This window comes from Ciceribacter lividus, from assembly GCF_003337715.1.
GTDB lineage: Bacteria > Pseudomonadota > Alphaproteobacteria > Rhizobiales > Rhizobiaceae > Allorhizobium > Allorhizobium lividum.
The window spans coordinates 1-12,220 of sequence record NZ_QPIX01000013.1; the positions used below are offsets into that span (position 1 = coordinate 1).

The following is a 12,220-nucleotide window of genomic DNA, read 5'->3' on the forward strand; positions in this document are numbered from 1 at the left end:
CATGATCCCATATTCAACACGGAGGACTGACCAATGAAGACCTACATCGCAGTATTCGCCGCCCTTCTCGCCGCTTCCACTTCCTCGCTGCTTTCTGCTCCGGCGATGGCGAGCGAAGGTTGCTCCACCGTTGCTCAGTGCCTCGGCCACGATTCCTCGTCTGTACGGAGCGACCGTTCGAACGACGACAACGGCATGGGCCATACCGAGCGCAACCGCGAGCGCAACGAACGCAATGAACGCAACGGCAACGACGACAACGGCCGTGGCGAGAACGACAACGGTGCCGGCCATGACAGCGGTAACGACAGCGACCACGGTGGCGGCCATGACGGCGGCAGCGACCACAACGGCGGCAACGACAACGACGATTGATCGTCGTCCGGAACGCTTCCGGCATTGCCTCCTCGCTTGACAGCCGGGGGCGTCGACGGGACGATGCCGCCTTCGGGCGGCCTTTCCGCGTTTGGTGGGGCGCCTTTCCTAACGAAGATGCTTAACAGATATGCTTAACGGCGGGTTAACCAGTCGCCGGCATAGTGCGGGCAGATGATCGTTGGTCCGGGCGGCGTGCGCTTGCCCGAACAGGGAAAATGCCATGAAGCCGGCCCGCCTTTTTGCAATCACCGCCCTTGCCTTTACCGCCGTCGCCGGACCGGTGCGTGCCGGGGACGAGGATCTCATCGACGCGCCGGAAGTCGACATCACCGCGGGCGAGCCCAAGGCCGGGCTCTATCTGCGCGCCGATCTCGGCTATGCCGGCTGGACCGGCGACGACGATGCCTCCTACCGTTTCAACGATGGCGGCGGCGCGCTCCTCAATTCGGGCGATTTCGATGATTCGCGATTCGGCAGGCCGCTCGCCGGCAGCGCCGGCATCGGCTACCAGTTCAACGACCTCTTCCGCGCCGATCTCACGGGCGAGTTCTTCGAGGGCACGTTCGAAGGCTCCGGACGCGCCACACAGCCCTGTTCGGGTGCCGCACCTGCGGGCACCGGGTGCTCCTATGGCGGCAAGGCGGATTTCCGCGCCTACGGCCTCATGGCGAACGGTTACGTCGATCTCCTGAACGTCTCCGGCTTCACCCCTTATGTCGGCGCCGGCATCGGCGCGACCCATGTCGCCTGGGGAAGCTTTACCGCAAGCGCGAACTGCGTCGACGGCGCCGGCGCCTGCGGCGGCGCGACCTTTGCCGACGAGCGCTACGGCGGCGAGGACGGCTGGCGCTTCACCTACGCCCTGATGGCCGGCGTCAGCTACAGCGTCAGCGACCGCGTGAAGCTCGATATCGGCTATCGCTTTTCCGACATCGCCGGCGGAGCGATGTTCTCCGGCGGCAGCTCGGGCGAGGACGGCGGCCTCCGGCGTCACGAATTCCGCGCCGGCGTGCGCGTGAGCCTCTGGTAAGAGGCCCTTTTTCATCACGGAACGGATATCGCCGGACCGCGCGCCGGCGGCGTGTGACATTCGCACTGCAACGGTTGCGGCAAAAATTTTCCGGATCGCGACACAAAGCGCTTGACTGGAAAAGGGTGGAGGACTAACGACGACGGCGGGACACCTCTCCCCAACGAGAGGCTAATTACCTGGAAGGGTATCTATATGGCTGATATCGTCGCCCCCGCCGCGCGTCCGGCGAATGCTCACTTTTCTTCTGGCCCCTGCTCGAAGCGCCCCGGTTGGTCGCTCGAAGCGCTCGCTGATGCTCCGCTCGGTCGTTCGCACCGCGCCAAGGTCGGCAAGACCAAGCTGAAGCAGGCCATCGACCTCACCCGCGAAATTCTGAACGTGCCGGCGGACTACCGCATCGGCATCGTGCCCGCTTCCGATACCGGCGCCGTCGAAATGGCGCTCTGGTCGCTGCTCGGCGAGCGCGGCGTTGACATGCTCGCCTGGGAAAGCTTCGGTGCCGGCTGGGTCACCGACGTCGTCAAGCAGCTGAAGCTTCCGGACGTCCGCAAGTTCGAAGCGGCTTATGGCGAACTCCCCGACCTTTCCGCCGTCGATTTCGACCGCGACGTGGTCTTCACCTGGAACGGCACCACCTCGGGCGTCCGCGTCCCGAATGCCGACTTCATCCCGGCGGACCGCAAGGGCCTGACGATCTGCGACGCCACCTCGGCGGCGTTCGCCCAGAACCTCGATTTCGCCAAGCTCGACGTCGTCACCTTCTCCTGGCAGAAGGTTTTGGGCGGGGAGGGCGGCCACGGCATGCTCATCCTCTCGCCGCGCGCCGTCGCGCGTCTCGAAAGCTATACGCCGGCCTGGCCGCTGCCGAAGATCTTCCGCATGACCAAGGGCGGCAAGCTGATCGAGGGTATCTTCACCGGCGAAACCATCAACACGCCGTCGATGCTCTGCGTCGAGGACTATATCGACGCGCTCCTCTGGGCCAAGTCGATCGGCGGCCTCGAAGGCCTGATGGCCCGTGCCGATGCCAATGCGAAGGTGATCGCCGACTTCGTTGCGGCGAACGACTGGATCGCCAATCTCGCCAAGGACCCGGCGACGGCCTCCAACACCTCCGTCTGCCTGACGATCGTCGACAGGCAAGTGCTGGCGCTCGACGCCGACGCACAGGCCGCCTTCGCCAAGGGCATTGTCAACCTGCTCGACAAGGAAGGCGTCGCCTACGACATCGGCGCCTATCGTGACGCGCCGTCCGGACTTCGCATCTGGGCCGGTGCCACCATCGAGAAGGCCGACATGGAAGCGCTGATGCCCTGGCTCGCCTGGGCCTACCGGACCCAGAAGGCGACCCTTGCCAAGGCTGCGGCCTGACGCCGATCCGGCTTCGCCCGCGGGCGAAGCCCTCTTTCCCGAATTTTGACACACGAACTCTTTGAAGGAGGCCTCGTCATGGCACCTCGCGTTCTCGTATCCGACGAACTTTCGGAAACCGCCGTCCAGATCTTCCGCGATCGCGGCGTCGAAGTCGATTTCCAGCCGAAGCTCGGCAAGGACAAGGAAAAGCTCGCCGAGATCATCGGCAATTATGATGGTCTCGCCATCCGCTCCGCCACCAAGGCGACCGAGAAGCTGATCGCGGCTGCGACCAACCTGAAGGTCATCGGCCGCGCCGGCATCGGCGTCGACAATGTCGACATCCCGGCCGCCTCGCGCCGCGGTATCATTGTCATGAACACCCCGTTCGGCAACTCGATCACCACCGCCGAACACGCCATCGCGCTGATGTTCGCGGTCGCCCGCCAGATCCCCGCCGCCGACGCCTCGACCCAGGCCGGCAAGTGGGAGAAGTCGAAGTTCATGGGTGTCGAGATCACCGGCAAGACGCTCGGCGTCATCGGCGCCGGCAATATCGGCGGCATCGTCTGCAAGAAGGCGATCGGGCTCGGCATGCATGTGCTGGCCTATGACCCCTTCCTGTCGAAGGAGCGCGCCGAGGAAATGGGCGTGACCAAGGTCGAGCTCGACGAACTGCTCGCCCACGCCGACTTCATCACCCTGCACGTGCCGATGACCGACAAGACACGCGGCATCCTGGGCAAGGATGCGATCGCCAAGACGAAGCCCGGCGTGCGCATCATCAACTGCGCCCGCGGCGGCCTGGTCGACGAGGCGGCGCTTGCCGAAGCGATCAAGTCGGGCCATGTCGCCGGCGCCGGCTTCGACGTCTTCGAGGTCGAGCCCGCGACGGAAAGCCCGCTGTTCGGCCTGCCGAACGTCGTCTGCACGCCGCATCTCGGTGCCTCGACGACGGAAGCCCAGGAGAACGTTGCGCTCCAGGTTGCCGAGCAGATGTCCGACTACCTGATCAAGGGCGCGGTCTCCAACGCCATCAACATGCCGTCGATCACGGCGGAAGAGGCGCCGATCCTGAAGCCGTTCATCCGGCTGGCCGACGTGCTCGGCTCGTTTGCAGGCCAGGTCACGGAAAGCCCGATCAAGGAAATCGAGATCCTCTACGACGGCATCACCGCGACGATGAACACCAAGGCGCTGACGAGCGCGCTGCTCGCCGGCCTCATCCGCAACCAGGTCTCCGACGTCAACATGGTCTCGGCTCCGATCATGATCAAGGAGAAGGGCATCGTGCTCTCCGAGGTCAAGCGCGACAAGACCGGCGTCTACGACGGCTACATCAAGCTCACCGTCGTCACCGAGCGCCAGACCCGTTCGGTCGCCGGCACGGTCTTCTCCGATGGCAAGCCGCGCTTCATCCAGATCAAGGGCATCAACATGGATGCCGATGTCGGCGCGCACATGATCTACATCGCCAACACCGACGTTCCCGGCATGATCGGCTTCATGGGCACGACGCTCGGTGATGCCGGGGTCAACATCGCCAATTTCCAGCTCGGCCGCGAGAAGGAAGGCGGGGATGCGATTGCGCTTCTCTATGTTGACGAGCCGGTCAGGCAGGATGTCCTCGACAAGCTGACCGCCCACCACGCGATCAAGCAGGCGAAGCCGCTGATCTTCAACGTCGACTGATTTTCCTCCTCCCAGGGAAGTGACCGGAGCCCGGCGCGGACGCCTCCGCGCCGGGCTTTTTCATGCCTGCCCGCGGCTCTCCCGGCGGAAGCGTGCCGGCGAGACGCCGAAGGTCGCCTTGAAACGCTGCGAGAAGGAGGGCAGGGACCGGTAGCCGCAGCGCTCCGCGATCTCGGCGATGTCCAGTCCCGAGCGGGCGAGCAGCGCTCTTGCCTTCGCCAGCCGCCAGGCCGTGAGGTACTCGATCGGCGTCCGGCCGACATCCTCGGCAAATTCTGTGGCAAACCGGCTGCGGGACATGCCCGCGACCTTCGCCAGCAGCTCGACGGTCCAGTCGCGCTCCGGCGCGTCGTGCATGGCGTAAAGGGCGCGCGAGAGCCGCCGGTCGGCGAGTGCCGCGACAAAACCGATGCGCTGATCGTCTTCCGAAGAAAGGCGGCGGATCGTCTGGATCAGGATGATCTCGACGAGCCGCATGACGACGGCCGGCATGCCTTCGCGGCGATTGGTCGCCTCCATCGCCAGCAGCCGGAGCGCTGCGGCGGCCGCGGCTTCGTCCCTGAGTTCGGCCGGGCGCACGACCAGGAGCGCCGGCAGCCCGGCAATCAGCGGGTGGGCGATCGCTTCGTCGAAGGCGCAGAAGCCGCAGAGCAGGCGCGTCGCCGGATTGCCGCCGGTGCTTAGCACGCCCTCTTCCGGCGGATGCCGCGCCAGCACTTCGGCGAGGTCGACGGGTGGCCGCGTCGGGGTGTCGGAAACGATCTGTGCGCTGCCGTGCGGCACGATCGCGAGATCGCCTTCGACGAGCCTCTGCGGCTCTTCGTCTTCGGCGCGGATCCAGGCGTCGCCGTCGAGCACCAGATGGAAGCGGATGTGTTGCCGCTCTCTCGGCAGGGCGACCGAAAACGCCTTCGGGAACGCCGCCTCGAAATAGAGCCGGGTTTCGAGACGGAGCGCCGAAAATATGCCAGTTAGAATGTCATTCTTATTCATGGCCATCGATCTCGGGACGATCGGATAAAAATACGAGACAATCCGAGGCTGCGTCTGCATTTCGATGATGTCAATATCCGGAGCGTGATCGGGTGTCGCCGATCGGAAAGCCCCTGAAGCTCACTGCCCGAGAGGTCCCCATGTTCTCCGGAAATCTCCTCGCCCTTGCCGGCTTTGCGCTCGTCATGTCGATTTCCCCGGGGCCGTCGAACGTCATGTTGCTCGCCTCCGGCATGAATTTCGGCTTCGTCCGTTCGCTGCCGCTCCTCTTCGGTATCACCTGCGGCTTCCTGTCGATGGTCCTGCTGGTCGGTCTCGGGCTCGGCGAAGTCCTGGCGATGTCGCCTGCCGTCTACCTCGCGCTCAAGATCATCTGCGCGGTCTATGTCCTCTGGCTCGCCTTGAAGATCGCCCGGAGCGGCGCTTCGGGCAACGCCGGCGATCCTTCCATGGCGCGGCCGATCGGCTTTATCGAGGCGGCGCTCTTCCAGCTCGTCAATCCGAAGGCCTGGGCGGTGGCGCTGATCGTCACGGTTTCCTACACCGATCCGTCCCGCTATCTCGCCAGCCTCATGTTGCTGATCCTCGTCTTCGCGGTGGTGAACGTGCCGTCGATCGGCGTCTGGTCGATTTCGGGCCAGATGCTGAAGCGACTGCTCGGCGAAGGAAAGTACGTCGTTCCGTTCAATGTGGCGATGGCCGTCTTGCTGGTCGCCTCAATGGTGCCGGTCTTCATCGGGACATGAGCCGGGCTCATCCGTCGCGGGCCGAGACTTTCCGGTTGATTTCGGCGTCTTGCCCTTCAACTCCGCGTCCGCCGCCTCCATATGGTGGGCGTATCGGTCGCCACCCCGGCGACGGAGGAATGCAGGAAGGCATGATGCGGCAATACGGAAAGTTCTTCGGGATCCTGGCGATCGCGCTCGCGGTCGTCGTCAGCGTGGCCGATCTCGCCGAGGCGCGGCGCGCCGGAAGCTTCGGTGGCTTCGGCAGCCGCGGCACCCGCACCTACAGCGCACCGCCTGTCACCCGCACGGCTCCCGCGACGGCTTCCCCGATCGAGCGCAGCATGACGCCGCAGAGCCAGGCCACGCGTCCGGCGGCCGCACCGAGCCAGACGGGGCGCACCGGTGGCCTGTTCGGCGGTCTCGCGGGCGGCCTGATGGGCGGCCTGCTGACGGGTGGCCTGTTCGGCATGCTGCTCGGCCACGGCATCGGCGGCGGCTTCGGCTTCCTCGGCCTGCTGCTGCAGGGCGCGCTGATCTTCTTTGCGATCCGCTTCTTCATGCGCATGTTCGGCAACAATCAGACCGCCTATTCTGGCGCCGGCGCTTCGGCGCGCAGCAATGTGGCGAGCGGCCCCGGCTTTCATATCCCGCGCATGGGCGGCGTCGATTTCGGCGGCTCGTCCGCGTCCGCCGCGCCGCGCACGCCGTCGGCCTCCGCCGACGAGATCGGCATAAGCCAGGCCGATCTCGACCGGTTCGACGGTTTGCTCAAGGAAATGCAGACCGCCTACATGGCCGAGGACTATTCCGCACTTCGCCGCATCACCACGCCCGAGGCGATGTCCTATCTTGCCGAAGAATTGAGCGAGAACGCCACGAAGGGCGTCAAGAACGAGGTGCGCGACGTCCGGCTTCTGCAGGGCGATGTCGCCGAAGCCTGGCGCGAGGGCAATGTCGACTATGCGACTGTCGCCATGCGCTACGAGAGCATCGACGTGCTGCGTGACCGCGCGACCGGCAAGGTGGTGAGTGGCGACCCGGACAATCTCTCCGAATCAACCGAGATCTGGACCTTCACCCGCCGGCAGGGCGCCGACTGGCAGATCTCCGCCATCCAGGCGGCGGGCGACGCGGAATAAACGCCACCGGTCTGGAACTCTCTCTTCTCCCCGGCGGGGAGAAGTGCCGAGCGTATGCGAGGCGATGAGGGGGGAGCAAGGACGTCGCGTGCGCCCGTGGATCCTCGGGTCAAGCCCGAGGATGACGACCTTTCATGACTCGCAAGGTACCCCACCAGGCCGTGTGCGCGAGTTCCAGGCATCACGTCGTGGAACGTCATCACCGCCCCACAAGCTGCATTTGGGCACGGGTCTTGCAGATACGCCGTCATCCTCGGGCTTGACCCGAGGATCCACGCCGTACTGAGCAAAGGCATCGCCGGTGGGGACGAGCGCTTCAGGCTCCCGAGCGGCCTCTTCAATCCGGGCAGCTCTGCAGCTGCCGCGCGTAGGTATAGGTGATCTCGGTGAAGCGCTTGGCGCCGGAGAGTGCCTCGCTGTTGTTCCTCCAGCTGCCCTTGGCGTAGCCGACATGGCCGGAATGGTAGGCGAGGTAGAGCTGGTAGGGGTCGTTGAGCGGAATGCCGTTCTTCATCGCGCTTTCGCGGTGATACCAGCCGATGAAGGACATCGCGTCGGAGAAATCGGTGCGCCGCGCACTCCAGCGGCCGGTCTCGCGCTGATAGCGCTCCCAGGTGCCGTCGAGCGCCTGCGAATAGCCGTAGGCGGTGGATTTCCGTTTCCACGGAATGAAGCCGAGGAGCTTGGTGCGCGGTGGGCGCGCATTGTGCCTGAAATTCGATTCCGTGTAGATCGTCGCCATCAGGATCGGCACGGGCACGCCGTATTCCCGTTCGGCACTTTTTGCCGCCCGTCGCCAGTTGTTGAACAGCCCGTCGCGCTGCTCGAATATCGCGCAGGCATTTTTCGTCTGGCTCGGCGGTTTCGCACAAGCAGTCAATGCCAGCAGAAGGCCAACGACAATTACGCCACGCATCGCTAATCCTCACTTCGACTGGCAATCCTATTAGGTAAAATTTAACGAAAGGTTTTCCGATCGCCTTTTGCGTCGCCGTGCCGCTTCGCCGGCGGAACTGGCGTCCCGCGTGAAGACAGGGTAAAGGCAGTCTCAGGTTGTCCGTGGCCAGCGAGCAAGGAACATAGAATGAGCACCCGGCCGACGCCGTTGCCGGTCGTCGCCTTCCATATCCACCAATGGAAAAGGCGGCTGATGGAGGCCTATTTCCCGGAATGGCGCTTCCACTACATCCCCTTTCATCTTGGTGACGACGAGTTCCGCACCGTCTGGGCGCCGCGGATCGCCGCGCTCGGCAAGACCGCCTTCGTGGTCTGGGGGCCGAATCTGCCGGAGGCGGCGCGTGCCCACGCCGCCACGCACGGCATTCCCATCCACTTCGTCGAGGACGGCTTCCTGCGCTCGCTGCAGTCGAGCGCCGGGCAGAGCGCACCCTTCTCGCTGACGGTCGACGGCAAGCGTCCCTATTTCGACGCCCGCGGCCCTTCCGGCCTCGAAGACCTTCTGAGAACTCATGATTTCGAAGCCGATCCCGCGCTTCTGGCGCGGGCAAGCGCCGGGATTGCGGCCCTCCTCGAGAGCCGGGTCAGCAAGTACAACGCGCCGCAGGCATCGGGGGTGACGTCACCGGCAAGGGGCGACGGACGCCGCACCGTGCTCGCGATCGGGCAGGTGGAGGACGACGCCTCGATCCGCGTCGGCTGCGACCGGCTCTTCCGCAACAACGATCTCGTGCGGCTCGCCGCCGCGGAGAACCCCGGCGCCCGGATCGTCTACAAGCCGCATCCCGACGTGCTGAAAGGCGTCCGCAAGGCGCAGTCCGATCCGAGGGAGGTCGCCCATCTCTGCGAGATCCTGACCGATCCGGTGCCGCTTGCCGACGTGCTGGAGGCCGCCGACCACGTCTATGCCATCACCTCGCTCGCCGGCTTCGAGGCGCTCCTGCGCGGCAAGCCGGTGACGGTGATCGGCTCGCCCTTCTATGCCGGTTGGGGCCTCACCGATGACCGGCAGGCCAATCCGCGGCGCGGTCGCAGGCTCAGCCTCGAGGCGCTGTTTGCCGGCGTCTATCTCCTCTATCCGCGCTATTTCGATCCGCTGACGGGGGCGGTGAGCAGCTTCGAGGCGTGCCTCGCTCAGATGGTCGCCTGGCGCGATGAGGGGGTGCCGGCAGAAAGCCGGCGGCTCGTCGGAACGCGTCGGCGCGCCGCACCCTGGCGCCCCGCCGGTCCCTACGGCCTCCTCGGCTGGCGGCATCTTCTGCCGCCGCTCGTCGCGCCGCTCGTCGCCCGCCTCGGCTCGCCGGAGGATGCGGCGAGCTACCGCAGCGACCCGATCGGCTTCTTCCGTGAGCTTTCCGATCCCGGCTTCCGAAGGCTCGGGCGGCTCCTCTATCCGTTCGACGACGACCGCTTTGCGGACGGTTTCGACCGGGCACCTTCGGAAGGCTAGCGGTATTTCGGTTCAGGCGAGACGCTTGCCGTCCGTGTCCAGCACCTGTTCGCCGTCCTCCTTGGCAAAGCCGCCCTTGAAGGCGTCGGCGGGCAGGATGTCGAGTACGGCTTCCGAGGGCCGGCAGAGGCGGGTCCCGAGCGGTGTCACCACGAAGGGCCGGTTGATCAGGATCGGATGGGCGAGCATGGCGTCCAGCAGTTGCTCGTCGGTGAGCGCCGGATCGGCAAGGCCGAGTTCGACATAGGGCGTGCCCTTCTCGCGGATCGCCTCGCGGACGGAGAGCCCCGCGTCGCGGATCATGGCGGCAAGCACCTCCCGTCCCGGCGGGGTCTTCACGTATTCCACCACGGTCGGCTCGATGCCGGCATGGCGGATCAGCGCCAGCGTGTTGCGCGAGGTGCCGCAGGCGGGGTTGTGATAAATGACGACGTCCATGTTCAGGCCTTTTCGGTGGAGATGCCGTGGGAGACGGCGCCGCCGCGTTCGTACCATCCCTTGCTGCGGTTGACGATCCAGACGACCGACAGCATGACCGGCACCTCGATCAGCACGCCGACGACGGTGGCGAGCGCCGCACCCGACTGGAAGCCGAAGAGGCTGATCGCGGCGGCGACGGCGAGCTCGAAGAAGTTCGAGGCGCCGATGAGGGCCGAGGGGCCGGCGACGCAATGCTCTTCGCCGGACCAGCGGTTGAGGAGATAAGCGAGCCCCGAGTTGAAATAGACCTGGATCAGGATCGGCACCGCGAGCAGGCCGATGACCGCCGGCTGCGCGATGATCTGTTCGCCCTGGAAACCGAAGAGCAGGACGAGGGTCGCGAGCAGCGAGACGAGCGACAGCGGCTGCAGTTTCGCGAGCAGGCGCTCGAGCCGGATCGGTGTGCCGGCGGAAAGCAGCCGCCGCCGCAGGATCTGCGCCACCGCGACCGGGATGACGATGTAGAGCACCACCGAAAGCACCAGCGTGTCCCACGGGACGGTGATCGCCGAAAGCCCGAGCAGGAGGGCGACGATCGGCGCGAAGGCGACCACCATGATCGCATCGTTCAGCGCCACCTGCGTCAGCGTGAAATGCGGCTCTCCCTTCGTCAGGTTGGACCAGACGAAGACCATCGCCGTGCACGGGGCGGCGGCGAGGATGATGAGGCCGGCGATGTAGGAATCGATCTGGCCCGCCGGCAGGTAGGGGCGGAAGAGCCAGCCGACGAAAAGCCAGCCGAGCAGTGCCATCGAGAAGGGCTTGACCGCCCAGTTGACCAGCAGGGTGACGCCGATGCCGCGCCAGTGGCGGCCGACTTCGGCAAGGGCTGCGAAGTCGATCTTCAGGAGCATCGGCACGATCATCAGCCAGATCAGCACGGCGACCGGCAGGTTCACCTTGGCGACCTCCAGCGCGCCGATCGCGTGGAAGAGCGGCGGGAAGAGATGGCCAAGCGCGATGCCGGCGACGATGCAGAGGCCGACCCAGACGGTGAGGTAGCGTTCGAAGCTGGACATCAGGCGACCTTTCCGCCGGCCGCGTCGGCGGCAGCATGGCTTGCGCCTTCCATGGTGCCGATCTGCTTCAACCGCGTTTGCAGCGCGAGCTTGTCGATCGAGGAAAGCGGCAGGCTGGTGAAGACGGTGATGCGGTTCTTCAGGAAGCGGGCGGCCTGGCCGAAGGCGCGTTCCTTCTCGAGGTCGGAGCCTTCGACGGCCGCCGGGTCCTCGACGCCCCAATGGGCGGTCATCGGATGACCGGGCCAGACCGGGCAGGCCTCGCCTGCGGCGTTGTCGCAGACGGTGAAGATGAAATCGATCTCCGGGGCACCAGGTTCGGCGAACTCGTCCCAGCTCTTGGAGCGGTAGCCCTCGGTCGGGTAGCCGAGGGCGGCGAGGGTCTTCAGCGCCAGCGGATGCACCTCGCCCTTTGGCCGGCTGCCGGCGGAGAAGGTGCGGAAGCGTCCGTTCCCCTCCTTTGCCAGGATCGCCTCGGCGAGAATGGAGCGGGCGGAATTGCCCGTGCAGAGGAAAAGCACGTTGTAGGTCTTGTCGGTCATGGTCGTCGTCCGTCGGTTGGTTCGGGCGTGAGCGTGGTTATTTCGCGTGAGCGGCAGGCGGGCAGCAGGGTGCGAGATCGGCGATCAGCGGCGCGCAGAGTTCGGCATTGCCGCCGCAGCAGTCCTTGAGGAGATAAAGCATCATCGCCCGGAAACGGGCGAGATCGGCGCGATAGAGGATCAAGCGGCCCTGCCGTTCGCCCGTGACCAGTCCGGCCTGGGCCAGCGTCGAAAGATGCGCCGACATGGTGTTCTGCGGCACGCCGGCAAGCCGCGCCAACTCTCCCGCCGGCACGCCGTCCGGCTCGCACGCCACCAGCAGGCGAAAGGTCTGCAGCCGGGTCGACTGGGCAAGGGCGGCCAGCGCCGCGATGACGTTTTTCTCATCCATATATCCAGAATAATGGATGAATCTGGCGTGTCAAGGCGCGGGATGTGGGGGGGAGGGCGCGTATC

13 protein-coding genes are annotated in these 12,220 nt (G+C 65.6%); 7 read left to right on the top strand and 6 right to left on the bottom strand.

Annotated elements, in window-relative coordinates; all coding sequences use genetic code 11:
* Window positions 1-33: 33 nt before the first annotated feature.
* The 4 genes from DFR48_RS19140 (at window position 34) to serA (ending at window position 4,456) form a co-directional block, all read left to right on the top strand.
* Window positions 34-375, top strand: a complete 342-nt coding sequence (locus DFR48_RS19140) for a hypothetical protein (protein ID WP_114364830.1) — start codon at window positions 34-36, stop codon at window positions 373-375.
* A 223-nt stretch (window positions 376-598) separates the two neighbouring features.
* Entirely contained in the window at window positions 599-1,408 is an 810-nt protein-coding gene (locus DFR48_RS19145; protein WP_114364831.1) for an outer membrane protein, read from the top strand.
* Window positions 1,409-1,603: 195 nt separating this feature from the next.
* The gene (locus tag DFR48_RS19150) at window positions 1,604-2,782 is read left to right on the top strand and encodes a phosphoserine transaminase (RefSeq protein WP_114364832.1); all 1,179 of its coding nucleotides are present in this window, start codon (window positions 1,604-1,606) and stop codon (window positions 2,780-2,782) included.
* A 78-nt stretch (window positions 2,783-2,860) separates the two neighbouring features.
* Window positions 2,861-4,456: a phosphoglycerate dehydrogenase gene (gene serA / locus DFR48_RS19155; RefSeq protein WP_114364833.1), complete on the top strand. Its 1,596-nt coding sequence runs from the start codon at window positions 2,861-2,863 to the stop codon at window positions 4,454-4,456.
* Between the two features lie 60 nt (window positions 4,457-4,516).
* Here serA and DFR48_RS19160 read toward each other — a convergent pair whose 3' ends face one another.
* The gene (locus tag DFR48_RS19160) at window positions 4,517-5,449 is read right to left on the bottom strand and encodes an AraC family transcriptional regulator (RefSeq protein WP_170141937.1); all 933 of its coding nucleotides are present in this window, start codon (window positions 5,447-5,449) and stop codon (window positions 4,517-4,519) included.
* 140 nt (window positions 5,450-5,589) lie between these two features.
* Here DFR48_RS19160 and DFR48_RS19165 point away from each other — a divergent pair, with 140 nt between their 5' ends.
* The gene (locus DFR48_RS19165) at window positions 5,590-6,195 is read left to right on the top strand and encodes a LysE family translocator (protein WP_114364835.1); all 606 of its coding nucleotides are present in this window, start codon (window positions 5,590-5,592) and stop codon (window positions 6,193-6,195) included.
* Window positions 6,196-6,329: 134 nt separating this feature from the next.
* Window positions 6,330-7,316, top strand: a complete 987-nt coding sequence (locus DFR48_RS19170; RefSeq protein ID WP_114364913.1) for a Tim44 domain-containing protein — start codon at window positions 6,330-6,332, stop codon at window positions 7,314-7,316.
* Between the two features lie 337 nt (window positions 7,317-7,653).
* Here DFR48_RS19170 and DFR48_RS19175 read toward each other — a convergent pair whose 3' ends face one another.
* A complete protein-coding gene (locus tag DFR48_RS19175; protein ID WP_114364836.1) occupies window positions 7,654-8,232 on the bottom strand; it encodes a transglycosylase SLT domain-containing protein in 579 nt (192 codons plus the stop codon).
* A gap of 168 nt (window positions 8,233-8,400) precedes the next feature.
* Here DFR48_RS19175 and DFR48_RS19180 point away from each other — a divergent pair, with 168 nt between their 5' ends.
* Complete coding sequence (locus tag DFR48_RS19180) at window positions 8,401-9,723, top strand: capsular polysaccharide export protein, LipB/KpsS family (protein WP_114364837.1); 1,323 nt, start codon at window positions 8,401-8,403, stop codon at window positions 9,721-9,723.
* 12 nt (window positions 9,724-9,735) lie between these two features.
* Here the strand turns inward: DFR48_RS19180 and arsC are convergent, their stop codons facing one another.
* The 4 genes from arsC to DFR48_RS19200 are packed head-to-tail and all read right to left on the bottom strand — an operon-like array spanning window position 9,736 to window position 12,155.
* On the bottom strand, window positions 9,736-10,161 hold the full coding sequence (arsC, locus tag DFR48_RS19185; protein ID WP_114364838.1) for an arsenate reductase (glutaredoxin): 426 nt from the start codon (window positions 10,159-10,161) through the stop codon (window positions 9,736-9,738).
* Window positions 10,162-10,163: 2 nt separating this feature from the next.
* Window positions 10,164-11,222, bottom strand: coding sequence for an ACR3 family arsenite efflux transporter (gene arsB / locus DFR48_RS19190; protein ID WP_114364839.1), 1,059 nt, complete (start codon window positions 11,220-11,222; stop codon window positions 10,164-10,166).
* Window positions 11,222-11,764 (bottom strand): arsenate reductase ArsC, encoded by a 543-nt coding sequence (locus DFR48_RS19195; RefSeq protein WP_114364840.1) that lies wholly within the window; start codon window positions 11,762-11,764, stop codon window positions 11,222-11,224. The genes arsB and DFR48_RS19195 overlap by 1 nt, the downstream gene beginning before the upstream one ends.
* Window positions 11,765-11,801: 37 nt before the next feature.
* The gene (locus tag DFR48_RS19200; protein ID WP_114364841.1) at window positions 11,802-12,155 is read right to left on the bottom strand and encodes an ArsR/SmtB family transcription factor; all 354 of its coding nucleotides are present in this window, start codon (window positions 12,153-12,155) and stop codon (window positions 11,802-11,804) included.
* Between the last annotated feature and the right edge of the window lie 65 nt (window positions 12,156-12,220).